General features: G+C 67.1%; 36 protein-coding genes. All 36 read right to left on the bottom strand.

The features are described 5' to 3' along the window. Positions 1–11 precede the first annotated feature (11 nt). Complete coding sequence (locus FZN60_RS15920) at positions 12–734, bottom strand: ATP12 family chaperone protein (protein WP_158874491.1); 723 nt, start codon at positions 732–734, stop codon at positions 12–14. A 72-nt stretch (positions 735–806) separates the two neighbouring features. Next, positions 807–1,508: an HAD-IA family hydrolase gene (locus FZN60_RS15915; protein WP_158874490.1), complete on the bottom strand. Its 702-nt coding sequence runs from the start codon at positions 1,506–1,508 to the stop codon at positions 807–809. Next, entirely contained in the window at positions 1,508–2,497 is a 990-nt protein-coding gene (locus FZN60_RS15910; RefSeq protein ID WP_158874489.1) for an RluA family pseudouridine synthase, read from the bottom strand. Before FZN60_RS15910 ends, FZN60_RS15915 begins: the two co-directional genes overlap by 1 nt. Positions 2,498–2,534: 37 nt before the next feature. After that, positions 2,535–2,915 carry a fluoride efflux transporter CrcB gene (crcB, locus tag FZN60_RS15905; protein ID WP_158874488.1) on the bottom strand — a complete coding sequence of 127 codons (381 nt, stop codon included), beginning with the start codon at positions 2,913–2,915 and terminating at the stop codon, positions 2,535–2,537. 2 nt (positions 2,916–2,917) lie between these two features. Beyond that, positions 2,918–4,267: a replication-associated recombination protein A gene (locus FZN60_RS15900; RefSeq protein ID WP_158874487.1), complete on the bottom strand. Its 1,350-nt coding sequence runs from the start codon at positions 4,265–4,267 to the stop codon at positions 2,918–2,920. Positions 4,268–4,270: 3 nt separating this feature from the next. Further along, positions 4,271–5,800: a DegQ family serine endoprotease gene (locus FZN60_RS15895; RefSeq protein WP_158874617.1), complete on the bottom strand. Its 1,530-nt coding sequence runs from the start codon at positions 5,798–5,800 to the stop codon at positions 4,271–4,273. A 132-nt stretch (positions 5,801–5,932) separates the two neighbouring features. After that, on the bottom strand, positions 5,933–6,124 hold the full coding sequence (locus FZN60_RS15890; RefSeq protein WP_158874486.1) for a hypothetical protein: 192 nt from the start codon (positions 6,122–6,124) through the stop codon (positions 5,933–5,935). A gap of 282 nt (positions 6,125–6,406) precedes the next feature. Beyond that, on the bottom strand, positions 6,407–7,423 hold the full coding sequence (locus FZN60_RS15885) for an NAD-dependent epimerase/dehydratase family protein (protein WP_158874485.1): 1,017 nt from the start codon (positions 7,421–7,423) through the stop codon (positions 6,407–6,409). 119 nt (positions 7,424–7,542) lie between these two features. Continuing rightward, positions 7,543–7,965, bottom strand: coding sequence for a 50S ribosomal protein L17 (rplQ, locus tag FZN60_RS15880; RefSeq protein WP_158874484.1), 423 nt, complete (start codon positions 7,963–7,965; stop codon positions 7,543–7,545). 151 nt (positions 7,966–8,116) lie between these two features. Continuing rightward, positions 8,117–9,142, bottom strand: coding sequence for a DNA-directed RNA polymerase subunit alpha (locus FZN60_RS15875; RefSeq protein WP_158874483.1), 1,026 nt, complete (start codon positions 9,140–9,142; stop codon positions 8,117–8,119). A gap of 135 nt (positions 9,143–9,277) precedes the next feature. Beyond that, entirely contained in the window at positions 9,278–9,667 is a 390-nt protein-coding gene (gene rpsK / locus FZN60_RS15870; RefSeq protein ID WP_158874482.1) for a 30S ribosomal protein S11, read from the bottom strand. 132 nt (positions 9,668–9,799) lie between these two features. Then, entirely contained in the window at positions 9,800–10,168 is a 369-nt protein-coding gene (gene rpsM / locus FZN60_RS15865; RefSeq protein ID WP_158874481.1) for a 30S ribosomal protein S13, read from the bottom strand. Between the two features lie 179 nt (positions 10,169–10,347). After that, positions 10,348–10,932 carry an adenylate kinase gene (locus FZN60_RS15860; RefSeq protein ID WP_158874480.1) on the bottom strand — a complete coding sequence of 195 codons (585 nt, stop codon included), beginning with the start codon at positions 10,930–10,932 and terminating at the stop codon, positions 10,348–10,350. Further along, the gene (gene secY, locus FZN60_RS15855; protein WP_158874479.1) at positions 10,929–12,272 is read right to left on the bottom strand and encodes a preprotein translocase subunit SecY; all 1,344 of its coding nucleotides are present in this window, start codon (positions 12,270–12,272) and stop codon (positions 10,929–10,931) included. Before secY ends, FZN60_RS15860 begins: the two co-directional genes overlap by 4 nt. Before the next feature lie 156 nt (positions 12,273–12,428). Then, positions 12,429–12,911, bottom strand: a complete 483-nt coding sequence (rplO, locus tag FZN60_RS15850; RefSeq protein ID WP_158874478.1) for a 50S ribosomal protein L15 — start codon at positions 12,909–12,911, stop codon at positions 12,429–12,431. A 22-nt stretch (positions 12,912–12,933) separates the two neighbouring features. After that, positions 12,934–13,140 carry a 50S ribosomal protein L30 gene (gene rpmD / locus FZN60_RS15845; RefSeq protein ID WP_158874477.1) on the bottom strand — a complete coding sequence of 69 codons (207 nt, stop codon included), beginning with the start codon at positions 13,138–13,140 and terminating at the stop codon, positions 12,934–12,936. Positions 13,141–13,163: 23 nt separating this feature from the next. Beyond that, on the bottom strand, positions 13,164–13,730 hold the full coding sequence (gene rpsE / locus FZN60_RS15840) for a 30S ribosomal protein S5 (protein WP_158874476.1): 567 nt from the start codon (positions 13,728–13,730) through the stop codon (positions 13,164–13,166). A 161-nt stretch (positions 13,731–13,891) separates the two neighbouring features. Continuing rightward, on the bottom strand, positions 13,892–14,254 hold the full coding sequence (gene rplR, locus FZN60_RS15835; protein ID WP_158874475.1) for a 50S ribosomal protein L18: 363 nt from the start codon (positions 14,252–14,254) through the stop codon (positions 13,892–13,894). An 11-nt stretch (positions 14,255–14,265) separates the two neighbouring features. Beyond that, positions 14,266–14,799 carry a 50S ribosomal protein L6 gene (gene rplF / locus FZN60_RS15830; protein ID WP_158874474.1) on the bottom strand — a complete coding sequence of 178 codons (534 nt, stop codon included), beginning with the start codon at positions 14,797–14,799 and terminating at the stop codon, positions 14,266–14,268. Positions 14,800–14,846: 47 nt separating this feature from the next. Continuing rightward, positions 14,847–15,245, bottom strand: coding sequence for a 30S ribosomal protein S8 (gene rpsH / locus FZN60_RS15825; RefSeq protein WP_158874473.1), 399 nt, complete (start codon positions 15,243–15,245; stop codon positions 14,847–14,849). A gap of 12 nt (positions 15,246–15,257) precedes the next feature. Continuing rightward, a complete protein-coding gene (gene rpsN, locus FZN60_RS15820; RefSeq protein WP_158874472.1) occupies positions 15,258–15,563 on the bottom strand; it encodes a 30S ribosomal protein S14 in 306 nt (101 codons plus the stop codon). Between the two features lie 27 nt (positions 15,564–15,590). Beyond that, the gene (gene rplE, locus FZN60_RS15815) at positions 15,591–16,148 is read right to left on the bottom strand and encodes a 50S ribosomal protein L5 (RefSeq protein WP_158874471.1); all 558 of its coding nucleotides are present in this window, start codon (positions 16,146–16,148) and stop codon (positions 15,591–15,593) included. Further along, positions 16,141–16,452: a 50S ribosomal protein L24 gene (gene rplX / locus FZN60_RS15810; protein WP_158874470.1), complete on the bottom strand. Its 312-nt coding sequence runs from the start codon at positions 16,450–16,452 to the stop codon at positions 16,141–16,143. The genes rplE and rplX overlap by 8 nt, the downstream gene beginning before the upstream one ends. Before the next feature lie 11 nt (positions 16,453–16,463). Continuing rightward, a complete protein-coding gene (gene rplN / locus FZN60_RS15805; protein WP_158874469.1) occupies positions 16,464–16,832 on the bottom strand; it encodes a 50S ribosomal protein L14 in 369 nt (122 codons plus the stop codon). A 75-nt stretch (positions 16,833–16,907) separates the two neighbouring features. Beyond that, a complete protein-coding gene (rpsQ, locus tag FZN60_RS15800; RefSeq protein WP_158874468.1) occupies positions 16,908–17,159 on the bottom strand; it encodes a 30S ribosomal protein S17 in 252 nt (83 codons plus the stop codon). A 9-nt stretch (positions 17,160–17,168) separates the two neighbouring features. Next, positions 17,169–17,369, bottom strand: a complete 201-nt coding sequence (gene rpmC, locus FZN60_RS15795; protein WP_158874467.1) for a 50S ribosomal protein L29 — start codon at positions 17,367–17,369, stop codon at positions 17,169–17,171. A gap of 12 nt (positions 17,370–17,381) precedes the next feature. Continuing rightward, positions 17,382–17,795 (bottom strand): 50S ribosomal protein L16, encoded by a 414-nt coding sequence (gene rplP, locus FZN60_RS15790; RefSeq protein WP_158874466.1) that lies wholly within the window; start codon positions 17,793–17,795, stop codon positions 17,382–17,384. A 25-nt stretch (positions 17,796–17,820) separates the two neighbouring features. Further along, positions 17,821–18,537, bottom strand: a complete 717-nt coding sequence (gene rpsC / locus FZN60_RS15785) for a 30S ribosomal protein S3 (protein ID WP_158874465.1) — start codon at positions 18,535–18,537, stop codon at positions 17,821–17,823. Beyond that, the gene (rplV, locus tag FZN60_RS15780; RefSeq protein ID WP_158874464.1) at positions 18,537–18,926 is read right to left on the bottom strand and encodes a 50S ribosomal protein L22; all 390 of its coding nucleotides are present in this window, start codon (positions 18,924–18,926) and stop codon (positions 18,537–18,539) included. Before rplV ends, rpsC begins: the two co-directional genes overlap by 1 nt. Position 18,927: 1 nt before the next feature. After that, positions 18,928–19,206, bottom strand: a complete 279-nt coding sequence (rpsS, locus tag FZN60_RS15775; protein WP_158874463.1) for a 30S ribosomal protein S19 — start codon at positions 19,204–19,206, stop codon at positions 18,928–18,930. An 11-nt stretch (positions 19,207–19,217) separates the two neighbouring features. Further along, positions 19,218–20,054, bottom strand: a complete 837-nt coding sequence (rplB, locus tag FZN60_RS15770) for a 50S ribosomal protein L2 (protein WP_158874462.1) — start codon at positions 20,052–20,054, stop codon at positions 19,218–19,220. 22 nt (positions 20,055–20,076) lie between these two features. Continuing rightward, entirely contained in the window at positions 20,077–20,370 is a 294-nt protein-coding gene (locus FZN60_RS15765; RefSeq protein WP_158874461.1) for a 50S ribosomal protein L23, read from the bottom strand. Beyond that, positions 20,367–20,987 (bottom strand): 50S ribosomal protein L4, encoded by a 621-nt coding sequence (gene rplD / locus FZN60_RS15760; RefSeq protein ID WP_158874460.1) that lies wholly within the window; start codon positions 20,985–20,987, stop codon positions 20,367–20,369. The genes FZN60_RS15765 and rplD overlap by 4 nt, the downstream gene beginning before the upstream one ends. Then, positions 20,987–21,706, bottom strand: coding sequence for a 50S ribosomal protein L3 (gene rplC / locus FZN60_RS15755; RefSeq protein WP_158874459.1), 720 nt, complete (start codon positions 21,704–21,706; stop codon positions 20,987–20,989). The genes rplD and rplC overlap by 1 nt, the downstream gene beginning before the upstream one ends. A gap of 60 nt (positions 21,707–21,766) precedes the next feature. Further along, on the bottom strand, positions 21,767–22,075 hold the full coding sequence (gene rpsJ / locus FZN60_RS15750; RefSeq protein ID WP_007066362.1) for a 30S ribosomal protein S10: 309 nt from the start codon (positions 22,073–22,075) through the stop codon (positions 21,767–21,769). A gap of 188 nt (positions 22,076–22,263) precedes the next feature. After that, the coding region (locus FZN60_RS15745) for an EF-Tu C-terminal domain-related protein (RefSeq protein ID WP_500786075.1) at positions 22,264–22,388 on the bottom strand (125 nt) is incomplete at its 5' end.

Here is a 22,388-nt window from a genome sequence, read left to right as displayed (position 1 = left end):
GGGCGCGGCGCTCAGCCACGCCCGAGAAGAAGGCTGGCCGCCCGCATCTCGTCCCAGCGTCGCGCGCGGCGCTCGGCCGCTTCCTCGTCGGCGCCCCACTGCTCGATGTTCCAATCCTCGTCGAGGTGGGCGAGGCTCCAGGCCTCGTCCGCCGTCAGCCGCCCGTCCGCCAGAGCCAGCGCGAGAAGGGCGGAGCCCGTCAGCGTCGTCGCCTGATGCAGGGCGGCGATCCGGAACGGATCGGTCTCGCGCGCGACGTGCGACCGCACCGCCGCGAGCGACTCGTCCGGCTGCGCGACGTGCATGACGCCCTCGGCGAGGCGGAAGCCTCCGCCGAGCCGTGCCTCGGCCCAGGCGACCACCGGGTCCCACCGCTCGCGCTGGCGCTGCGCGAGGCGCTCCGGCTCACCGGCGCGGTAGAACAGGAGGTCGGTCTCGGCGTAGCGGGCGACATCGTCGCGCACCGGCGCGGGGTCGTCGGCAATGCCGTCGATGATCGTGTTGAGGAGCCGCGTCATCGGCATGGTCGCGGGCTCGATGAACTCGCCCTGCGCCTCCCATTCCGCGGCAGCCGCCTCCGCTGCCGCGCGATCGGGCACGGAAAAGCCGCGGCACGCCGGCGTCTTCATGCGCCGGCCGTCGAGGAGAACGGCGAAGCCGCCCTCGCCTTCCGCGATCGTGACCGCCTCGTAGAAGCGCTTGGTGAGTTCCGGACGCCGGAGGGATTCGCTCATGACGGACCTGACGGATTGCTGCGGGGCGGCAGAGCACCCCTGTGCCGCATATCGGCGGTGCTTCTCGCGCCGTCAACCGGCGGCGGAACGCCGCTCCGAAGCGATCGATCCAGCGGCGAGCCAGTCGCCGATCAGTCGCTCCAGCTCGCCGACATCGCCGGCAACCGCGCGGGCGCCGAGCGCCAGCAGCTCGGCCGGCGTCGACGCACCCCAGGACACGCCGATCGCCTCGGCGCCGGCCGAGCGCGCCATGGCGACGTCGAACACGGCATCGCCGATCACCAGCGCCTGCGAGGCGTCGCAGCCGAGCTGCGAGCAGCATTCCAGAACCATGGCGGGATGCGGCTTCGACGGGCAGTCGTCGGCGGTGCGCACGGCGAGGAAGATGCCGTCCAGCCCGTGCGACTCCACGATGGCCGCGACACCGCGGCGCGACTTCCCGGTGACGAGGCCGACAGCCACGTCATCGCGCGCGGCGAGCCGGCGCACGAGATCCTCCATCCCCTCGAACAGCGTTTCGCGGAACGCCACGTCCTGGCGCGCCGCTCGGAAGGCGGCGCGGTAGCGCTCGGCCAGCGCCGTATGCTCGTCGGCGGCGCCGGCCGGGTGAAGCCGGGCCATCGCCTCTTCGAGCGACAGGCCGATGATCGCGCGCGTCGCGGCGTCGCCGGGCTCGGCCAAACCGTGGGCGAGAAAGGCGCGCCGCATGACCTCGCAGATCAGGCCGAAGGAATCGGCGATCGTGCCGTCGCAGTCGAAGAGGATCGCCCGCATCACTCGTCGCCGCCCTCGTTCTCGTCGAAGCCGAAGAGGTTCCAGGTCTGGACCATGTGCGGCGGCAGCGGCGCCACCTGATCGATGATGCCGCTTCCGTCGGGATGCGGGATGCGAATGCGCCGGGCGTGGAGATGCAGGCGGTTCTGGACGCCGCCGGGGAAGTCGAAGTTCGTGTCCGCCTCGAAGTACTTCGGATCGCCGAGGATGGGGTGGCCGATATGGGCGGCGTGGACGCGCAGCTGGTGGGTGCGGCCTGTATAGGGCTCCATCTCCAACCAGGCGAAGCGCTGCGCCACCTGATCGATCACCCGGTAGTGCGACAGCGCGTGGTCGGCGCCGTCCTCGCCGTGACGGCCGATGCGCATGCGGTCGCCGTCCGGCGTCTGCTCCTTGACGAGATAGGTCGAGATGCGCCCCTCGTGCGGCGCCGGCACGCCCTTCACCAGGGCCCAGTAGGTCTTCTGCGTGTCGCGCTCGCGGAAGGCCTTGGTCAGGGCGACCGCGGCGCCGCGCGTGCGGGCGACCACGAGGATGCCGGACGTGTCGCGATCGAGACGATGAACGAGGCGCGGCTTCTCGCCGCGCTTGCTACGCCAGGCCTCCAGCATCTTGTCGACGTGGCGCGACACGCCGGAGCCGCCCTGCACCGCGAGGCCCGAGGGCTTGTTGAAGACGAAGACCTTGTCGTCCTCGTAGACCAGCATCCGAGCGAGAACGTCGGCGTCGTGCCGGTCGCGGATGGTGTTGGCCGTCAGCGGCACGTTGTTGCGTGCCGCATCGACGCCGAGGGGGGGCACGCGCACGACCTGGCCGGGTGCCAGGCGCGTGTCCGTCTTTACCCGGCCGCCGTCGACGCGGACTTGGCCGGAGCGCAGGAGCTTCTGCAACGGCCCGAAACCGAGACCCGGATAATGCACCTTGAACCAGCGATCGAGGCGCATGCCCGCCTCGTCCCCCTGGACCGTGACCTGCTCGACCGTTGCCATCCGCCTGCTTTCGCCTGTCTTTTGCGCGGGAATAGCATCACGCCAGGGAGCGGGCGAGCGCCAGGCCTGCGAAAAGTGCGGCGAGACCGAGAAGCACCGAGCCCGCGACATAGAAGAAGGCGAGCGCGAGCTCGCCGCGCTCGGCGAGCATGGCCGCGTCGAGCGTGAAGGACGAGAAGGTCGTGAAGCCGCCGAGAACGCCCGTCCCCAGAAGCAGCCGCAGCTCGTTCGACGCATCGAAGCGCCGCGCCACGACCTCCACCACGATGCCCATCAGGAAGGAGCCGAGGAGGTTCACGAACAGCGTGCCCCAGGGAAAACTGGAGCCGAAGAGGCGCGTCGCCGCCAGCGTCGAAAGATAGCGGGCGACCGAACCCATCGCCCCGCCGAGCGCGACGAGGAGGATGTTGAACGCCACGCTCAGCGCCCGCGGTTGCGCTCGGCGCGCAGCTGGCTCCAGCGCTGCAGCCGCTCGCCGAGGCGCACCTCAAGGCCGCGCTCGGTCGGGCGGTAGAAGCTCGGGCGCTCCATGCCGTCGGGAAAGTAGTTCTGGCCGGAAAACGCGTCGGGCGCGTCGTGGTCGTAGGCGTAGCCCGTCCCGTAGCCCTCGTCCTTCATCAGCTTGGTCGGCGCGTTGAGGATGACTTTGGGGGGAAGCAGCGAGCCGCTCTCCTTCGCCGCCCGCATGGCGGCCTTGTAGGCGACGTAGACCGCGTTCGACTTCGGCGCGGTGGCGAGATAGACGGTCGCCTCCGCCAGGGCGAGCTCGCCCTCGGGTGAGCCGAGGTAGTCGTAGGCATCCTTGGCCGCGAGTGCGACGGTCAGCGCCTGCGGGTCGGCGAGACCGATGTCCTCGGAGGCCATGCGGACGAGGCGGCGGCCGAGGAACAGCGGGTCCTCGCCGGCGTCCAGCATCCGGCAGAGCCAATAGAGCGCCGCGTCCGGATCCGATCCTCGGACGGATTTGTGCAGGGCCGAGATGAAGTTGTAGTGCCCGTCCTGGCCCTTGTCGTAGATCGGCGCGCGGCGCTGGACGATCTCCGACAGGGCGGCGGCGTCGAAGATCTCGCCGGGCCGCCCGGCGCGCCAGACCTCCTCGGCCAGCGTCAGGATCGCGCGACCGTCGCCGTCCGCCATGCGGATCAGCGCGGCACGCGCGGCATCGTCGAGCGGCAGCGGGCGCTTCTCCGCGGCTTCGGCCCGCTCCAAGAGGCGGGCGAGACTGTCGGCATCGTGGGACCGGAAGGTCAAGACGCGGGCGCGGCTGAGCAGCGCCGCGTTCAACTCGAAGGACGGGTTCTCCGTCGTCGCTCCGACGAGCGTGACGGTTCCGTCCTCCATGACGGGAAGGAAGGAGTCCTGCTGCGCCCGGTTGAAGCGGTGGATCTCGTCGACGAAGAGCAGCGTGCGCCGCCCGTTGTCGCGCCGCAGCCTTGCAGCCTCGAAAACCTTCTTCAGGTCGGCGACCCCGGAGAAAATCGCCGAGATCTGCTCGAAGGCGTAGCCGACCTCGCCGGCGAGAAGCCGCGCAACGGTCGTCTTGCCGGTGCCGGGCGGCCCCCAGAAGATCATCGAGCCGAGGCTGCCGGCCTCCAGCATCCGAGACAGGACGCCGCCCTCGCCCGTCAGGTGCTCCTGCCCGACGACGTCGGCCAGAGCCGCCGGGCGCAGGCGGTCGGCCAGCGGCCGTGCGGCGTCCGACGCGGCGCTGCTGCGCGTGGCCCGCTCCGGCGCTTGTCGCGGCGCATCGCCGAAGAGGTCGGACGCCATGGCTCAGCGCACCCGTTGAGCGAAGACCTGATCGCCGCGCCGAACCTCGAAGGTCCAGCCGGGCGGCGAGTCGGCAAGGGTGGATTCCAGCGCGGCCGTCGATTCGACGGGCTCGCCGTTCAGCGACAGGATCACGTCGCCCGGCGCGAAGCCGAAGCGGTCGGCGAAGGAGCCGCGCACCACGCCGACCACCACGACGCCGGTCGCGTCCTGCGGCATGTCGAGTTCGCCCGCGAGCTTCGGCGACAGGTTGGCGATCTCGAGCCCCGAGAACGGCGTGCGGCCCGCCAGCCGTCGACCGTCGCGCGGCGGCACCTCGGGCGCGGCGTCGAGCTTCAGCGACAGTGTCTGGCGCGCATCGCGACGCAGGACCTCGACCTCGACGGTGGTTCCGATGCCGGCCGTCGCGAGCCGATAGCCGAGCGCGTCCGGATTCTCGATGGGGACGCCGTTCATGGCCATGACGACGTCGCCGACTTCGATGCCCGCCGCCTCCGCCGGTCCGCCGGACAGCATGCCTTGCACCAGCGCACCGGTCGGACGATCGAGCCCGAGCGCACCGGCGATGTCGGGCGTGACCGGCAGGAACGAGGCGCCGATGAACGGCCGCTCGAAGGCGTTGCCGCTCTCGGCCGCCTGCACGAAGGCGCGGACCATGTTGGAGGGAATGGCGAATCCGATGCCGTTGGAGCCGCCGGAGCGCGAGAAGATCGCCGTGTTCACGCCGATCAGCCGCCCCTTCATGTCGATGAGCGCGCCGCCCGAATTGCCGGGATTGATGGCCGCGTCGGTCTGGATGAAGAAGCCGAAATCGTTGACGCCGACATGGGTGCGCGCGAGCGCCGAGACGATGCCGTTGGTGACGGTCTGGCCGATGCCGAAGGGATTGCCGATGGCGAGCACGAGGTCGCCGATCTGAGCCTCGTCGGAATTGCCGAGCGGAAGCACGGGAAACGGGCCGGGTCCGCGGATGCGCAAGACGGCCAGATCCACCTTGTCGTCGCGCGAGACGATCTCGCACTCGAACTCGCGCCCGTCGGCGAAGGCGACCTTCACCTCGTCGGCGTTCTCGACGACGTGGTTGTTGGTGATGACGAGGCCGTCGGGCGTGACGATCACGCCGGAGCCGAGCGAGGACTGCAGGCGCGGCGGACGCCCGTCCTGGTCGAAGAAGCGGCCGAAGAAGGGGTCGTCGGCGAAAGGCGAGCGGCGCTGCGGAGCGGCGCGCGCGGCATAGACGTTGACGACTGCCGGCGCCGTCTGGCGCACGAGCGGCGCGAAGCTCAGGTCGATCTGTGCCTGGCTCTGTGGAACGCTCGGGCTCGGCAAGCCGCCGGGCTGACCGAGCGGCACCGGCTCCGCCGGGACGGGCACGCTGGGCGCAGGCGCCGCATTCGGCGCAGCCTGGGCCAGGCGAGCCGGCGTCTCGGCCGTGTCGGCCGGGCGGGAACTGCCGCTGAAGAGCTGCGTCGCCGCCCCGGCCGCCGTTCCGGCTGCGATCGCCAGGACAACGATGCCCGCCGTCCGCTTCATCTTCGTCAAGCGCCTCTCCTCGGTCTCGTCGCCCGCGACGAACGCTGGAGTAGATCAGGCCGGCTCAACAAAAAAGGGGCCGATCAGCCCCCTGCTCGTTTCCGTCACCCGCCATTCGGCGGGAGGTGGACCTCAGCGGGTCGAAACAGTCTCGATGCCCGACTGCGTCGCGGCGTTCGCCGGCAGCTCCGCCGTGGCATAGCTCGCGATCATGACCGCGAAGGCGCCCATGGCGCCGAGCAGGGTCAGGACCGTCCGGCGGAGCGAAAACTGCGCACCGGCGTGGGTATTCGTCGCATCGTTCATCTGGATCTCGATCTGCATTACTTCCGCCACATTTTCATGCGCGGCAGCGTCCCTCGCTTGGTCCCGGAAACGCGCGGCATCGCTGAAAGTTTCAGGCGGTGCGCTGCGATTCCCGTTGTGCTCTGCAAGACGCTGGCCGTTTTGCATGGGTCGAGACCGGACGCTATTGCTGCCAAGCAACAGGCTGGCTCCAACTCCCTGCAATTTAGTCCTCGATTTCTAATCAGGACTTAAGCACGGCAGCCGTTTCAGGCGTGTGTCGCCGCTGTTGCAGCAATGCACCACCGGGTGGATAGGGACTCACACGATTCGAAACCGCCGGAGGCTCTTCGCCATGGCGGCGATCGCCTCCTCCGGCGGACGGAAGCGCAGGCCGAGGATCGTCTCCGCCGGTGCCGTATCGAACTGCTTGCCTCGGCCGAGATCGGGAACGAGCGTCCGCACCGAGGGAATCACCGCGGCGGCTGCGCGAACGAGCGCATCCGGAAGCGCGAATCGCGGCACGCGGCGCCGATAGGCCGGCTCAGCCCGCGCAATCCCGGCTCCGAGTTGCAGGAGGCTTCGCGTCCCTCCTGACAGGATGAAGCGATGCCCGACCGCATCGGTGGCCGTGAGCGCCGCCACGTGCGCCCGCGCCACGTCCCGCACGTCGACGATGCCGAAGGACACGGCGGGGACGGCGGGCATGACGCCCCGCATCATCATGGCGACGACGTCCGCCGACGTACCCGTGCGTCGATCCAGCAGCGGTCCGAGAACCAGCGCCGGATTGACCGCGACCATAGCCCCGCCGGCGGCCTCGACTGCCGCCCAAGCGGCGCGCTCGGCCTCCGTCTTGGACACGCCGTAGGCATGGGCACCCGGCCCGTCGACATTCGACCAGTCGCGCTCCGACCAGACGTGGTCGGCACGGCTCTCGTGACCGAGGTACACGGCGACGACGGACGACGTCAGGACGATCCGCTCGGCACCCGCTCGGAGGGCAGCACCGACGGCCCGCAACGCCCCGTCCCTCGCGACCGGGACAAGGCCGAAGCGGTCGCGCGGCTGCCGAGCCGGAAAGGGCGAGGCGGTGTGAACAAGGAAGCGGCAGCCGGCGGCAGCGTCGGCCCAGCCGGCATCACCTCCCAGGTCAGCCCGGACGAACTCCAGACGCGTCGTATCGCCGCCCGCCTCGAGAAGCGCGGCATGCACCTCGTCGGACCGATCCAGGTTGCGTAGCGTGCCCCGCACCCGATAGCCCGACGTCAGCAGGTCCAGCGCAACGTGCTTGGCGATGAAGCCGGATGCGCCGGTGAGAAGTACGAGATCGCTCATGGGTCCTCGGCGTCGTTCGACGCGCGGCATCTATGCTCCCGCCGGATTCGATCCAGCGGACATGAAAAAGGGGCCCACAGGCCCCTTAAACGTCTCGCAGTGCCGGTCGGGCGAATGCCTCACTCGGCGGAGTCGGCAGCCTCGGCCTCGACGCGGGCGCGGTCGATGGCGCCGCGGGCATCGACATCGCGGTCGACGAACTCGATCACGCCGAGCGGCGCGTTGTCGCCCCGGCGGAAGCCGGCCTTGAGGACGCGGGTGTAGCCGCCGTTGCGATCGGCGTAGCGCGTGGCGATGACGTCGAAGAGCTTCTTGACGACGGTCTCGTTGCGAACCTTCGAAATCGCCTGACGGCGGGCGTGGAGATCGCCGCGCTTGCCGAGGGTGACGAGCTTCTCGACGACCGGACGCAGGTCCTTGGCCTTCGGCAGCGTGGTGACGATCTGCTCGTGGATGATGAGCGAGGCCGCCATGTTGGCGAAGAGCGCCTTGCGGTGCTCGTGCGTGCGGTTGAGTTTACGGCCGCGGCTTCCGTGACGCATGGGTGTTGTCCTCTCGAAAAAGAACCGGGCGAACCCGGCGTTCGGCATCCTCGCTATCCCGTGGAACCGGGAGCCATGTGCCTTTGAATCATTGCTGCATCATGCGCGACCCGCCGCCGGCGAACCGGCGACGGATCAGGTCGGTGAGGGATCAGTACTGATCCTCGAAGCGCTTGGCGAGGTCGTCGATATTCTCCGGCGGCCAGGCGGCGACTTCCATTCCGAGGTGGAGACCCATGGAGGCGAGAACCTCCTTGATCTCGTTCAGCGACTTGCGGCCGAAGTTCGGAGTGCGCAGCATCTCCGCCTCGGTCTTCTGGATCAGGTCGCCGATATAGACGATGTTGTCGTTCTTCAGGCAGTTCGCCGAGCGAACCGAAAGCTCCAGCTCGTCGACCTTCTTGAGGAGCGCCGGGTTGAAGGCGAGCTCGGCGATCTGCTCGTCGCTTGCCTGCCCGCCGCGGGTCTCGCGCTGCGGCTCCTCGAAGTTGACGAAGACCGAGAGCTGGTCCTGAAGGATGCGCGCGGCGTAGGCCACGGCGTCCTCGCCCGAGATCGAGCCGTCGGTCTCGATCTGCATGGTCAGCTTGTCCTTGTTCAGGTCCTGACCCTCGCGGGTGTTCTCGACTTTGTAGGACACCTTCTTGACCGGCGAGAACAGCGAGTCAACCGGGATCAGCCCGATCGGCGCATCCTCGGCGCGGTTCTGGTCGGCGGGGACATAGCCCTTGCCGGTGTTGACGGTGAACTCCATGCGGATCTCGGCGCCCTCGTCGAGGGTGCAGATCTCATGCTCGGGGTTGAGGACCTCGATGTCGCCGACCGTCTGAATGTCGCCGGCGGTGACAACGCCGGGACCCTGCTTGCGGACCACCATGCGCTTCGGGCCTTCGCCCTGCATGCGAATGGCGATTTCCTTGACGTTGAGGACGATGTCCGTGACGTCCTCGCGGACGCCCGCGATCGAGGAGAACTCGTGAAGGACGCCGTCGATCTGGACGGCGGTGACGGCCGCGCCCTGGAGCGACGACAGGAGAACGCGGCGAAGCGCGTTGCCGAGGGTGAGGCCGAAACCGCGCTCCAGGGGCTCCGCGACGAGCGACGCCTTGGTGCGACCATCGCCCTTGAAGACGACCTGGTTCGGCTTGGTGAGATTCTGCCAGTTGCTGGCGATCATGGCATTGGCCTTTCAGTTACCTCGCCACCATCCAATCGTGGCGATGGATCTGAGAACGGGCGGTCCCAGCCGCCCAGCCGGCGCGACGGGATCGCCGCGCCGGTTATGTCGTGAATCGAAGAGAGCGAGCAGCGCTCAGACGCGGCGCTTCTTGCGCGGACGCACGCCGTTGTGCGGGATCGGCGTCACGTCGCGGATCGACGTGATCGTAAAGCCGGCGGCCTGGAGGGCGCGGAGCGCCGACTCACGGCCGGAGCCCGGGCCGCAAACCTCGACCTCGAGGGTGCGCATGCCGTGTTCCTGCGCCTTCTTCGCCGCATCCTCGGCCGCGATCTGAGCGGCGAAGGGCGTCGACTTGCGCGAGCCCTTGAAGCCCTGCGAGCCGGCCGACGACCAGGCGATCGCGTTGCCCTGGGCATCCGTGATCGTGATCAGCGTGTTGTTGAAGGAGGAGTTCACGTGGGCGACGCCGGACGTGATGTTCTTGCGCTCGCGGCGGCGAACGCGCTGGACTTCCTTGGCCATTCTTCTTTCCCTTGGATATCGACACCGCCGTAACGCCGGCGGCTCCACCTGACCGCCCGCGGCTTGCCCGCAAACGGCGAAAAGCCGGGCGGGGCTCGAAGCGCCCTGCCCGGCCGAACCCGCTTACGCGGATTACTTCTTCTTGCCGGCGATCGCCTTCGCCGGACCCTTGCGGGTGCGGGCGTTGGTGTGGGTGCGCTGGCCGCGCACCGGCAGGCCGCGACGATGGCGCAGGCCGCGGTAACAGCCGAGGTCCATCAGACGCTTGATGTTCATCGCGGTCTCGCGGCGCAGATCGCCCTCGACCTGATAGTCGCGATCGATGATCTCGCGGATCTGCAGGACCTCGGCGTCGGTCAGATCGTTCACGCGACGCTCGGCCGCGAGCTTGACCTTTTCCATGATCTCCTGGGCGAACCGGGGACCGATGCCGTGGATGTACTGCAGCGCGATCACGACGCGCTTGTTGGTGGGGATGTTGACGCCAGCGATACGGGCCACAACGAAACTCCTGCTTTCAATCGGGCGCCGCGGCCCTGTTCCTTGAACAAGCGGAGCCAGAAGCGCATACGCGACCGGCCCCGACTTCACATCAGCGAAGCCGCGCCGATCGCATCAATTAACGAAGTGGCGCGACATATATGGGGCGAGCTCCGACGAGTCAACCGGAGCCGCCGGGCTCAGGCCTTTTCGAGAAGGCTGTCGATTTCCTCGGCGACGTGCTCGATCGGAGCCATGCCGTCGATCTTCCTGACGAGACCGCGCGCCCTGTAGAACGGCGCGACCGCCGCGGTCTGGGCCCGGAACTCGTCGAGGCGGCGCCGGAACACGTCGGGATTGTCGTCCTTTCGGACCGGCAAACCCCTCGCCTCGGTTTCGGCCGCACGCTTGGCGATGCGTCCGATCAGCGCCTCCTCGTCCACCACGAACTCGATCACCGCGTCGAGCTTGATGTTCTTGGCGGCCAGGAGTGCGTCGAGGGCTTCGGCCTGCGCCAGCGTGCGCGGAAAGCCGTCGAGGATGAAACCCTTCCGGGCATCAGGCTCGTCGATTCGGTCCGACACGATGCCGATGACGATCTCGTCCGACACGAGCTGGCCCGCATCCATGACGGCCTGGGCTCGCTTGCCGATCTCCGTCTGCGCCGCGACGGCGGCGCGGAGCATGTCGCCCGTGGAAAGCTGGGGTATTCCGTGCTTCTCCACGAGGCGCTGCGCCTGCGTGCCCTTGCCCGCCCCCGGCGGTCCCAGAAGAATCAGTCTCATCGTCCTCCCCGTCTCCCTCCACGCAGCTTCGCCTTCTTGACGAGGCCCTCATACTGGTGCGCCAGGAGATGGCCCTGCACCTGCGCGACAGTGTCCATCGTGACGGACACGACAATCAAGAGCGACGTTCCGCCAAGATAGAACGGAATGCCGACGGCCGAGATGAGGAACTCGGGCAGAAGACAGATGATCACCAGATAGATCGCGCCGACGACGGTGATACGGGTCAGAACGTAATCGATGTATTCCGCGGTCCGCTCGCCCGGGCGGATACCCGGGATGAAACCGCCATGCTTCTTGAGATTGTCCGCCGTTTCCTTCGGGTTGAAGACGACAGCGGTGTAGAAGAAGGCGAAGAAGCCGATCATCAGCGCGTAGAGCGCCATGTAGAGCGGCTGACCATGCCCGAGCGCGGTGATGATCGCGCTCGCCCATCCCGGCAGCTGAGTCGTGTCGGTGAAGTTCGCGATCGTCACCGGCAGGAGCAGGAGCGAGGACGCGAAGATCGGCGGGATGACGCCCGCGGTGTTGAGCTTCAGCGGCAGGTGCGAGGTATCGCCCTGGAACATCCGGTTGCCGACCTGGCGCTTCGGATATTGGATCAGCAGGCGCCGCTGGGCGCGCTCGAAGAAGACGATGCCGGCGATGCAGACGACGGCGACGACCATGACGAGGAGAATCACGGTGGTCGACAGAGCGCCCGTGCGGCCGAGCTCAAGGAGCTGAGCCAGCGCGGCCGGCAGGTTCGCCACGATGCCCGTGAAGATGATCAGCGAGATGCCGTTGCCGATGCCGCGCGCGGTGATCTGCTCGCCGAGCCACATCAGGAACATGGTGCCGCCGACCAGCGTGATCACGCTGGAGATGCGGAAGAACAGCCCGGGATCGACGACGATGCTGCCCTGCGTCTCGAGGCCGGCGGAGATGCCGTAGGCCTGGACGGTCGCGAGAATCACCGTGCCGTAGCGGGTGTACTGGTTGATGACCTTGCGGCCCTGCTCGCCCTCCTTCTTCAGCGCTTCCAGCGACGGGACGACCGAGGTCATCAGCTGGATGATGATCGAAGCGGAGATGTACGGCATGATGCCGAGGGCGAAGATCGCCATGCGGCCGACGGCGCCGCCGGCGAACATGTTGAACAGGCCGAGGATGCCCGTCGACTGCTGCGCGAAGGCGCGCGCCAGCTCGTCCGGATTGATTCCCGGCATGGGGATGTAGGTGCCCAGCCGGTACACGATAAGCGCACCCAGCGTGAACCAGATGCGCTTCTTGAGGTCCGTCGCCTTGGAAAAGGCTGCGAAGTTCAAGTTGGATGCGAGTTGTTCCGCAGCCGATGCCATGGCGGAAATATCTCCGGAAAGCCCCGGGGATCGCCGCGATACACCCCTCGGGCGCTAGACGCGGCGATCCCCCGGGGCGGGAACACGAGCACCCTCCCCCGAGGGAGCACGAGAGATAGATGGGAGCCGCCTCGCCCGCAAGCGAGGCGAAACCCCTCAGGCCTGCGGGGCCTCGTTCGTCTCGCCGAGGATCGACACGGCGCCGCCGGCCTTCTCGACCTTCTCGACGGCCGACTTCGACGCGCCGTCGACCGTGATAGAGACCTTCGCGGTCAGATCGCCGTCGCCGAGGAGGCGGACGCCATCGCGGGCCTTGTTGACGAGGCCGGCGCCCTGAAGCGCGACGATGTCGATCGCGGCCGAGCCGTCGAGCCGGCCCGCATCGATCGCGGCCTGGATCTTGCCGACCGAGACGATGTTGTACTCGAGGCGGAAGATGTTGGTGAAGCCGCGCTTGGGCAGGCGGCGATAAAGCGGCATCTGGCCGCCCTCGAAGGCGTTGATGGCAACGCCCGAGCGCGCCTTCTGACCCTTCACGCCGCGCCCGCCGGTCTTGCCCGAGCCGGAGCCGATGCCGCGGCCAATGCGCTTGCGGGCCTTGGTCGCGCCGTCCTTGTCGGCGATCTCGTTCAGTTTCATCGGTTCAATCCTTCGAAAAAGCTCAGGCGCCGTCCACGACGCGGACGAGGTGCTTGACCTTCGCGATCATGCCGCGAACGGCCGGCGTATCCTCGAGGACGCGACGACGGTGAAGCTTGTTCAGGCCCAGGCCGATCAGCGTCTGGCGCTGGTCGACGGGGCGGCGGATCGGGCTGCCGGTCTGCTCGACGGTGAGCGTCTTGCCCGTGGCGGTGTCGGTCTTGGCCATGACTGGTCCCCTTACCCCTCGGCTCACGCTTCCTCGGCCGCAGCGGCGGCGCCGACGACGTTGGCGCGGCGAGACTGCAGGGTCGAGTACTTGATGCCGCGGCGAGCTGCGACGTCCTTGGGATGCGCCGAAACCTTGAGCGCGTCGAAGGTGGCGCGAACCATGTTGTACGGGTTCGACGAGCCGAGCGACTTCGCCACGACGTCGTGCATGCCGACGGCCTCGAAGACGGCGCGCATCGGACCGCCGGCGATGATGCCGGTACCGGCCTCGGCCGTGCGCAGCAGAACCTTGCCGGCGCCATGGCGGCCCGACACGTCGTGGTGCAGCGTGCGACCGTCGCGCAGCGGCACGAAGATCAGGTCGCGCTTGGCGGCTTCCGTCGCCTTTCGGATAGCTTCCGGCACTTCGCGGGCCTTGCCGTGACCAAAGCCGACGCGGCCCTTCAGGTCGCCGACGACGACGAGCGCGGCGAAGCCGAAGCGACGGCCGCCCTTCACCACCTTGGCGACGCGGTTGATGTGGACCAGCTTGTCGACGAAGCCGTCGTCGCGATCCTCACGATCGTTGCGATCATTTCTGGGCGCCATGATCCTGTCCTTGTTCTTTTCCGGATGGCGTCAGGGAATGGTTTCGAGCCTGTCGAAACCGGCGAAAGCGGCCCAGGCGACGTTGCGCCGGGCCGCTTATTCGATGCGTCGCTATAAACCAGGTGAGCGCCGCGGAAAACCCCGCCGCCCACCCCGACGGATCAGAAGTTGAGCCCGCCTTCGCGCGCCGCTTCGGCCACGGCCTTGACGCGGCCGTGATAGATGAACGAGCCGCGGTCGAAGACCACGTCCGTCACGCCGGCGGCCTTGGCGCGCTCGGCGAGGAGCTTGCCGACGGCCGCCGCCGCCGCGACGTCCGCGCCGGTCTTGAGGCTGGAGCGCAGGTTGGCGTCGAGCGTGGAGGCGGCCGCGAGGGTCACGCCTTCCACGTCGTCGATGACCTGGGCGTAGATGTTCTTCGAAGAGCGGTGGACGGACAAGCGCGGACGCCCGTTCGCCACCTTCTTGACGACGCGGCGGATGCGCGACGCGCGCTTCTGCCGGACTTCCTTGGGGCTGGACATGGGAGGGTGCCTTACTTCTTCTTGCCTTCCTTACGGACGATCTTCTCGCCCGCGTACTTCACGCCCTTGCCCTTGTAGGGTTCCGGGCCGCGGTACTCGCGGATTTCCGCCGCGACCTGACCGACCTGCTGCTTGTCGATGCCGGTCACGACGATCTCCGTCGGCTTCGGCACTGCGACCGTGATGCCTTCCGGCACCTGATAGACAACGTCGTGGCTGTAGCCGAGCGCGAGCTGCAGGTTCTTGCCCTGCATCGCGGCACGATAGCCGACGCCGCTGATCTCGAGGCGCTTCTCGAAACCCTTCGAGACGCCCGAGAAGATGTTGGAGATCATCGTCCGCGACATGCCCCACTTGGAGCGGGCATCCTTGGACTGATCGCGAGGATCGACGTGAACCGCGCCGTCCTCCAGCTTGACGAGCACTTCGTCGTTGACGACGAATTGAAGCTCGCCCTTCGGCCCCTTGGCCTTGACGGTCCTGCCGTCGACGGAGGCGGTGACGCCACTCGGCACCGCGACCGGCTTCTTACCAATACGAGACATCTCTCAAAACCCTGTCGTTCGTCGCGTTGCGATGCCCTGCCGAAGCGTCAGAAGACGCGGCAGAGCACCTCGCCGCCGACGTTCTGCTCGCGGGCGCTGTGATCGGCCATCACGCCCTTGGGCGTGGAGAGCACCGAAATGCCCAGACCGTTTGCGACCTGCGGGATGGTCTTGGCGGACACGTAGACCCGGCGGCCGGGCTTCGAGACGCGGGCGATCTCACGGATCACCGGAGTGCCCTCGTAGTACTTCAACTCGATTTCGAACTCGGCCTTGCCGTTCTCGAACTCGGTCTGCGTGTAGCCGCGGATGTAGCCCTCGTCCTTGAGGACGTCGAGCACGCGGGCACGCAGCTTCGAAGCCGGCGTGGAGACCGAATTCTTGTTGCGCATGACCGCGTTGCGGATGCGGGTGAGCATATCGCCCAGAGGATCGGACAAAGACATGGCGAATCCTCCTTACCAGCTCGACTTGACCAGGCCAGGGATCTGGCCATTGTTGCCAAGCTCGCGAAGCGCGATGCGGCTCATCTTGAGCTTGCGGTAGTAGGCGCGCGGGCGCCCGGTCACGTCGCAGCGATTGCGCACACGAACCTTCGAGCCGTTCCGGGGAAGCGCCGCAAGCTGCAGCTGCGCCTTGAAGCGCTCCTCGATCGGCGTGTCGGCATTGGTGGTGATCGCCTTCAAGGCAGCGCGCTTGGAGGCGAACTTCGCCACCAGCTTCCCGCGCCGCTTGTTCTTCTCGATCATGCCCTTCTTGGCCATGGCCTTGTGTCCTCTACTCGCCTGTCGTTACTGGCGGAACGGGAAGTTGAACGCCTTCAGAAGGGCGCGGGCTTCGTCGTCGGTCTTCGCCGTCGTGCAGACGATGATGTCCATTCCCCACATCTGATCGACCTTGTCGTAGTTGATCTCGGGGAAAACGATGTGCTCCTTGATGCCCATGGCAAAGTTGCCGCGGCCATCGAAGCTCTTGGGGTTCAGGCCGCGGAAGTCGCGAACGCGCGGCAGCGCGATCTGAACGAGGCGGTCCATGAACTCGTACATGCGATCCTTGCGCAGGGTGACCTTCGCGCCGATCGGCATGTTCTCGCGGACCTTGAAGCCCGCGATCGAGTTGCGGGCGCGGGTGATGACCGGCTTCTGGCCAGCGATCTTCGCGAGGTCCTCGGCGGCGACCGAAGGCTTCTTCGAGTCGCCCGTGGCCTCGCCCACGCCCATGTTGATGACGATCTTGTCGAGACGCGGAACCTGCATCTCGTTGCCGTAGGCAAACTGCTCGCGGAGGGCCTTGCGGATCTCCTCGCGATAAACGCGCTTCAGGCGCGGCTCGTAGGTGGCCTCAGCCATCGATCTGCTCCCCGGTGCGCTTGGCGACGCGCACCTTCTTCCCGTCCTCGAGAACCTTGATGCCGACCCGCGTCGCCTTGCCGTCGCCGAGAACGATGGCGATGTTGGACAGGTGGATCGGAGCTTCCTTGGAAACGATGCCCGCTTCCTGGCTGGCGGTCTGGCGCTGGTGGCGCTTGACCATGTTGACGCCGCGCACGACGGCCTTGTCGTCCTTGGGCATCACCTGGACGACCTCGCCCTGCCGGCCCTTGTCCTTGCCGGCGAGCACGACGACCTTGTCGCCCTTGCGAATCTTGTTCATCGCGCGGCTCCTTACAGCACTTCGGGTGCCAGCGAAACGATCTTCATGTGGTTCTTGCCGCGAAGCTCGCGGGGAACCGGGCCGAAGATGCGGGTGCCGACCGGCTCTTTCTTGTTGTCGATCAGAACGGCGGCGTTCCGGTCGAACCGGATCACCGAGCCGTCGGCCCGACGGATATCCTTCGCGGTGCGAACCACCACCGCCTTCATCACATCGCCCTTCTTGACGCGTCCGCGCGGAATCGCTTCCTTGATCGAGACGACGATGATGTCGCCGACCGAGGCGTACTTCCGCTTGGAACCGCCGAGAACCTTGATGCACATGACACGACGAGCGCCCGAGTTGTCGGCGACGTCGAGGTTTGTTTGCATCTGAATCATGTGAGGTCGCCTTTACAGCTCTTCTCGGAATCGGGATCGCGCCCTATAGCGCGTCTCCCGCTCCTTGTCTTCACCTTACGCCGAGGCGGCCTGGTTGCCGCCTGACACGACGATCCAGCTCTTGTCCTTCGAGATCGGACGGGTCTCCTCGATGGAGACGACGTCGCCGACCTTGAACTGGTTGGACTCGTCGTGGGCCTTGTACTTCTTCGACCGGCGCACGGTCTTCTTGAACAGCGGGTGGGTGAAGCGACGCTCCACCAGCACCACAACCGTCTTGTCGTTCTTGTCGGAGACCACCGTCCCCTGCAGGATGCGCTTGGGCATGGTCCTACCTCAGCCTTGAGCCGCCGACGCCTTCTGGCGGGCGATCGTCTTGATGCGGGCGATGTCGCGGCGCACTTCCTTGAAGCGCGACGTGTTCTCGAGCTGGCCCGTCGCCCGCTGGAAGCGGAGGTTGAACTGCTCCTTCTTCAGCTTGGCGAGTTCCGTGGTGAGTTCGTCCTGGGTCATGGACTTGACGTCGGAAGCTTTCACGTCACGCTCTCCTTACTCTGCGATGCGCTGGATGAAGCGCGTGCGGATCGGCAGCTTGGCTGCGCCGAGGCGCAGGGCCTCGCGTGCGGTGACTTCGTCGACGCCGTCGATCTCGAACATGATGCGACCGGGGGCGACGCGGGCCGCCCAATACTCGATCGCGCCCTTGCCCTTGCCCATGCGGACTTCGGTGGGCTTGGCGGTGACCGGGAGGTCCGGGAAGATCCGGATCCAGACGCGGCCCTGACGCTTCATCTGGCGGGTGATCGCGCGGCGGGCCGCCTCGATCTGCCGCGCGGTGACGCGCTCGGGCTCCAGGGCCTTGAGGCCGAAGCCGCCGAAGTTCAGCTCGGTGCCGCCCTTCGAATTGCCGTGGATGCGCCCCTTGAAGGCCTTCCGGAATTTGGTGCGCTTTGGCTGAAGCATTGCATTCGTCTCCGAAACTCAGGCGTCAGGCGTGGTCGCGACGGCGACCGCCGCCACCACCATGGCCCTGACCCTCGCCTTCGACCTGGCGGCGCTCGGACGCCATGGGATCGTGCTCGAGGATCTCGCCCTTGAAGATCCAGACCTTGACGCCGCAGATGCCGTAGGCGGTCTCGGCCTCGGCCGTGCCATAGTCGATGTCGGCGCGCAGCGTGTGCAGCGGAACGCGGCCCTCGCGGTACCACTCCGTGCGCGCGATCTCCGCGCCGCCGAGACGGCCGCCGCAGTTGATGCGGATGCCTTCGGCGCCGAGGCGCATCGCCGACTGGACGGCGCGCTTCATGGCGCGGCGGAACGCGACGCGGCGCTCCAGCTGCTGGGCGATCGACTGGGCGACGAGCGTCGCGTCGATCTCCGGCTTGCGCACCTCGACGATGTTGATGTGCGTCTCGGCGTTGGTCAGCGCGTTGAGCTTCTTGCGAAGCTTCTCGATGTCGGCGCCCTTCTTGCCGATCACGATGCCCGGACGAGCCGAGTGGATCGTGACGCGGCACTTCTTGTGCGGGCGCTCGATGACGATCTTGGAGACCGCGGCCTGCTTGAGCTCGTCGAGCAGGTACTTGCGGATCTTCAGATCCTCGTGGAGGAGCTGGCCGTACTCGCCGGTGTTGGCGAACCAGCGCGAGTCCCAGGTCCGGTTGATGCCGAGACGCAGGCCGATCGGATTGACTTTCTGGCCCATCAGGCGGCCTCCTCGACTTCTTCGACCTCGCGGACGACGATCGTCAGGTGGGAGAAAGGCTTCTCCACCCGGCTCGCCCGGCCGCGGCCCCGCGCATGGAAACGCTTCATCGTGATCGACTTGCCGACGAAAGCCTCGGCGACGACCAGCGAGTCGACGTCCAGGTCGTGGTTGTTCTCGGCGTTTGCGATCGCGCTTTCCAGCGTCTTCTTCACCGTCTCGGCGATCCGCTTGCGCGAGAAGGTCAGGTCCGCGAGAGCGCGGTCGACCTTCTTGCCGCGGATCAGCTGCGCAACGAGGTTGAGCTTCTGAGGGCTCACGCGGATCGTGCGCGCGACGGCCCTCGCCTCGTTGTCCTTCAGCTGACGTTCACCCTTCGCCTTGCCCATGTTACTTCCTCTTCGCCTTCTTGTCGGCGCCGTGGCCGTAATAGGTGCGGGTCGGTGCGAACTCGCCGAACTTGTGTCCGACCATGTCCTCGTTGACCGAGACCGGGACGTGCTTGTTGCCGTTGTAGACGCCGAAGGTGAGGCCGACGAACTGGGGCAGGATCGTGGAGCGACGGCTCCAGATCTTGATCACCTCGTTGCGGCCACCACCACGGACCTTGTCGGCCTTCTTGAGAAGGAAGCCATCGACGAACGGGCCCTTCCAGACGGAACGTGTCATTGGGAAACCCCTTACTTCTTCCGCTCGTGGCGCGAGCGCATGATGTACTTGTCGGTGGACTTGTTCCGACGGGTCTTCTTGCCCTTGGTCGGCTTGCCCCACGGCGTGACCGGGTGGCGGCCGCCCGAGGTGCGGCCTTCGCCGCCGCCGTGCGGGTGGTCGACCGGGTTCATCACGACGCCGCGGACGTGCGGGCGACGGCCGAGCCAGCGCGAACGGCCGGCCTTGCCGATGTTGATGTTGCCGTGGTCGGGGTTCGACACGGCGCCGACGGTGGCGAAGCAGGAGCTCGGCACCAGGCGCTGCTCGCCCGAGTTCAGGCGCAGGATCGCCATGCCGGCATCGCGGCCGACGAGCTGGGCGTAGGCGCCGGCGGAGCGGGCGATCTGACCACCCTTGAGCGGCTTCATCTCCACGTTGTGGATGATGGTACCGACCGGGATTGCCGAGAGCGGCATCGCGTTGCCCGGCTTCACGTCCACGCCGGACAGGCCCGACACGACCTTGTCGCCGACGGCGAGGCGCTGCGGCGCGAGGATGTAGGCGAGCTCGCCGTCCTCGTACTTCAGCAGCGCGATGAACGCCGTGCGGTTCGGATCGTACTCGAGGCGCTCCACCGTGCCGACGACGTCGAGCTTGCGACGCTTGAAGTCGATCATGCGGTAGGTGCGCTTGTGACCGCCGCCCTGGTAGCGGGCGGTCACGCGACCGAGGTTGTTGCGTCCGCCCTTGGAGTGTAGGCCCTCGGTCAACATCTTGACCGGCTTGCCCTTGTAGAGCTCCGAACGGTCGACGATGACCAGCTGGCGCTGGCTCGGCGTGTTCGGCTTGAAGTTCTTCAGTGCCATTGTGCCAATCCTCCGGCCGAAATCAGAGACCGGTCGAGACGTCGATGGACTGGCCGTCGGCCAGCGTCACGATCGCCTTCTTCTGGTCGCTCTGGCGGCCCGGACGGCCGCGGAAGCGCCGCACCTTGCCCTTGCGCACGAGCGTGTTGACTGCCGTGACCTTCACGCCGAACAGCGCTTCGACGGCAGCCTTGATCTCGGGCTTCGACGCGGTCTTCGGAACGTTGAAGACGACCTGGTTCGACTCCGAGAGCAGCGTCGACTTTTCGGTGATCACCGGCGAGGTGATGACGTCGTAGTGGCGCACATCGGTCATTTGAACCGCTCCTCAAGGGCCTCGACCGCGGCCTTGGACAGGACCAGCGTCCGGCGGCGAAGGATGTCGTACACGTTGATGCCCTGAACCGGCAGGACGTCGATCTGAGCGATGTTGCGAGCCGAGCGCGCGAAGCCCTCGTCGATCTCCGCGCCGCCGATGATCAGCGCGTTGGCGAGACCGAGGCCCTCGAAGGCCTTGGCGACGACCTTGGTCTTGGCCTCGGACGACTTCAGCTCGTCGATGATGACGATCGAGTCGGTCTTGGCCTTGGCCGAGAGCGCGTGGCGCAGGGCGAGAGCCCGGAACTTCTTCGGCAGGTCGTGCTCGTGGCTGCGAACCACGGGACCGTGAGCCTTGCCGCCGCCGCGGAACTGCGGAGCGCGGGCGCTCGAGTGACGGGCGCGGCCCGTACCCTTCTGCCGGTACATCTTGGCGCCGGTGCGGGCGATCTCGGAGCGACCCTTGATCTTGTGCGTGCCGGCCTGACGCTTGGCCAGCTGCCAGCGCACCATGCGCTGCAGGATGTCCTCGCGCGGGTCGAGACCGAAGATCTCGTCGTTCAGCGTGACCGTGCCGGCGTCGGTGCCGTCGAGGGTCTTGATCTTGATGTCCATTACTCCGCCCCCTCGGACGCGTCAGTGGTGGTCGCCGCGGCCTTGGCCTGGCGCAGGCCGGCGGGCTTGGGCACGTTGGCCGGAGCCGCGACCTTGACGGCGTCGCGGATCTCGATCCAGCCGCCCTTCGATCCCGGCACGGCGCCGCGGATGAGGATCAGGCCGCGATCGCTGTCGGTGCGAACGACTTCGAGGTTCTGGGTGGTCACGCGGGTCTGGCCCATGTGACCGGCCATCTTCTTGTTCTTGAAGACCTTGCCCGGATCCTGGCGCTGGCCGGTCGAACCGTGCGAGCGGTGGGAGACCGAGACGCCGTGCGTGGCGCGAAGGCCGCCGAAGTTGTGGCGCTTCATGGCGCCGGCGAAGCCCTTGCCGATCGTGATGCCGGACACGTCGACCATTTGGCCGGCGACGAAGTGCTCGGCGGTCAGTTCGGCGCCGACGTCGAGCATGTTGTCGTCGGACACGCGGAACTCGACGATCTTGCGCTTCGGCTCGACGGAAGCCTGCGCGAAGACGCCGCGCATGGACTTGGACGTGTTCTTGACCTTGGCGAGGCCGGCGCCGAGCTGGACGGCCGTGTAGCCGTTCTTCTCCTTCGTGCGCTGACCGACGACCTGCAGGCTCTCGACCTTCAGGACGGTGACCGGAACATGCTCGCCGGCGTCGTTGTAGACGCGGGTCATGCCGACCTTCTGTGCTATCACACCTGAACGCATTGGTTCGTTCTTCCTTCAGAGGAACCTAGGAGCCGAGGCCCGTTCGGTTCGTGACGCTCCTTAGAGCTTGATCTCGACGTCGACACCCGCGGCGAGGTCGAGCTTCATGAGAGCGTCGACGGTCTGCGGGGTCGGGTCGACGATGTCGAGCAGGCGCTTGTGGGTGCGCATCTCGAACTGCTCGCGCGACTTCTTGTCGATGTGCGGCGAACGGTTGACCGTGAACTTCTCGATCCGCGTCGGCAGCGGAATGGGGCCGCGCACGTTGGCGCCCGTGCGCTTGGCGGTCGACACGATCTCGCGCGTGGAGGCGTCGAGGACCCGGTGATCGAACGCTTTGAGGCGGATGCGGATATTCTGGCCGTTCATTGCAATGATCCTCTCGTCGGAGTGGCGGGCCTGTGCCCAGCGCTTCTCCGAGCGCTTGTCTTCTCAGCAGCCGTTTCATGCGGATCGCGGCAGCACCCCGATCCAACCGCCCTCCGGGAGGGCAAGAAGGACACCGGCGGGGTTGGCCGCCGGTGTCCGAAGCCGCTTCGCTCCAAGCGGCTTGGTTCTTACTCGACGATGGAGGCGACGATGCCGGCGCCGACGGTGCGGCCGCCTTCGCGGATGGCGAAGCGCAGCTTCTCCTCCATCGCGATCGGAACGATCAGCTTGACGTCCATCGTCACGTTGTCGC

Source organism: Antarcticirhabdus aurantiaca (genome assembly GCF_009765365.1).
In the GTDB taxonomy this organism is placed as follows: Bacteria; Pseudomonadota; Alphaproteobacteria; order Rhizobiales; family Rhizobiaceae; genus Antarcticirhabdus; species Antarcticirhabdus aurantiaca.
Note: the sequence above shows the minus strand (reverse complement) of the source record. Positions and strands in the feature narration are given on the sequence as shown.

Bases quoted from the DNA above. Each gene is read 5' to 3' on its own strand.
- FZN60_RS15920 (WP_158874491.1), bottom strand. From the start codon at position 734: ATGAGCGAATCCCTCCGGCGTCCGGAACTCACCAAGCGCTTCTACGAG.
- FZN60_RS15915 (WP_158874490.1), bottom strand. From the start codon at position 1,508: ATGCGGGCGATCCTCTTCGACTGCGACGGCACGATCGCCGATTCCTTC.
- FZN60_RS15910 (WP_158874489.1), bottom strand. From the start codon at position 2,497: ATGGCAACGGTCGAGCAGGTCACGGTCCAGGGGGACGAGGCGGGCATG.
- FZN60_RS15900 (WP_158874487.1), bottom strand. From the start codon at position 4,267: ATGGCGTCCGACCTCTTCGGCGATGCGCCGCGACAAGCGCCGGAGCGG.
- FZN60_RS15895 (WP_158874617.1), bottom strand. From the start codon at position 5,800: ATGAAGCGGACGGCGGGCATCGTTGTCCTGGCGATCGCAGCCGGAACG.
- FZN60_RS15890 (WP_158874486.1), bottom strand. From the start codon at position 6,124: ATGCAGATCGAGATCCAGATGAACGATGCGACGAATACCCACGCCGGT.
- FZN60_RS15885 (WP_158874485.1), bottom strand. From the start codon at position 7,423: ATGAGCGATCTCGTACTTCTCACCGGCGCATCCGGCTTCATCGCCAAG.
- rplQ (WP_158874484.1), bottom strand. From the start codon at position 7,965: ATGCGTCACGGAAGCCGCGGCCGTAAACTCAACCGCACGCACGAGCAC.
- FZN60_RS15875 (WP_158874483.1), bottom strand. From the start codon at position 9,142: ATGATCGCCAGCAACTGGCAGAATCTCACCAAGCCGAACCAGGTCGTC.
- rpsK (WP_158874482.1), bottom strand. From the start codon at position 9,667: ATGGCCAAGGAAGTCCAGCGCGTTCGCCGCCGCGAGCGCAAGAACATC.
- FZN60_RS15860 (WP_158874480.1), bottom strand. From the start codon at position 10,932: ATGAGACTGATTCTTCTGGGACCGCCGGGGGCGGGCAAGGGCACGCAG.
- secY (WP_158874479.1), bottom strand. From the start codon at position 12,272: ATGGCATCGGCTGCGGAACAACTCGCATCCAACTTGAACTTCGCAGCC.
- rplO (WP_158874478.1), bottom strand. From the start codon at position 12,911: ATGAAACTGAACGAGATCGCCGACAAGGACGGCGCGACCAAGGCCCGC.
- rpmD (WP_158874477.1), bottom strand. From the start codon at position 13,140: ATGGCCAAGACCGACACCGCCACGGGCAAGACGCTCACCGTCGAGCAG.
- rpsE (WP_158874476.1), bottom strand. From the start codon at position 13,730: ATGGCGCCCAGAAATGATCGCAACGATCGTGAGGATCGCGACGACGGC.
- rplR (WP_158874475.1), bottom strand. From the start codon at position 14,254: ATGTCCAGCCCCAAGGAAGTCCGGCAGAAGCGCGCGTCGCGCATCCGC.
- rplF (WP_158874474.1), bottom strand. From the start codon at position 14,799: ATGTCTCGTATTGGTAAGAAGCCGGTCGCGGTGCCGAGTGGCGTCACC.
- rpsH (WP_158874473.1), bottom strand. From the start codon at position 15,245: ATGTCTTTGTCCGATCCTCTGGGCGATATGCTCACCCGCATCCGCAAC.
- rpsN (WP_158874472.1), bottom strand. From the start codon at position 15,563: ATGGCCAAGAAGGGCATGATCGAGAAGAACAAGCGGCGCGGGAAGCTG.
- rplE (WP_158874471.1), bottom strand. From the start codon at position 16,148: ATGGCTGAGGCCACCTACGAGCCGCGCCTGAAGCGCGTTTATCGCGAG.
- rplX (WP_158874470.1), bottom strand. From the start codon at position 16,452: ATGAACAAGATTCGCAAGGGCGACAAGGTCGTCGTGCTCGCCGGCAAG.
- rplN (WP_158874469.1), bottom strand. From the start codon at position 16,832: ATGATTCAGATGCAAACAAACCTCGACGTCGCCGACAACTCGGGCGCT.
- rpsQ (WP_158874468.1), bottom strand. From the start codon at position 17,159: ATGCCCAAGCGCATCCTGCAGGGGACGGTGGTCTCCGACAAGAACGAC.
- rplP (WP_158874466.1), bottom strand. From the start codon at position 17,795: ATGCTTCAGCCAAAGCGCACCAAATTCCGGAAGGCCTTCAAGGGGCGC.
- rpsC (WP_158874465.1), bottom strand. From the start codon at position 18,537: ATGGGCCAGAAAGTCAATCCGATCGGCCTGCGTCTCGGCATCAACCGG.
- rplV (WP_158874464.1), bottom strand. From the start codon at position 18,926: ATGGGCAAGGCGAAGGGTGAACGTCAGCTGAAGGACAACGAGGCGAGG.
- rpsS (WP_158874463.1), bottom strand. From the start codon at position 19,206: ATGACACGTTCCGTCTGGAAGGGCCCGTTCGTCGATGGCTTCCTTCTC.
- rplB (WP_158874462.1), bottom strand. From the start codon at position 20,054: ATGGCACTGAAGAACTTCAAGCCGAACACGCCGAGCCAGCGCCAGCTG.
- FZN60_RS15765 (WP_158874461.1), bottom strand. From the start codon at position 20,370: ATGACCGATGTGCGCCACTACGACGTCATCACCTCGCCGGTGATCACC.
- rplD (WP_158874460.1), bottom strand. From the start codon at position 20,987: ATGGACATCAAGATCAAGACCCTCGACGGCACCGACGCCGGCACGGTC.
- rplC (WP_158874459.1), bottom strand. From the start codon at position 21,706: ATGCGTTCAGGTGTGATAGCACAGAAGGTCGGCATGACCCGCGTCTAC.
- rpsJ (WP_007066362.1), bottom strand. From the start codon at position 22,075: ATGAACGGCCAGAATATCCGCATCCGCCTCAAAGCGTTCGATCACCGG.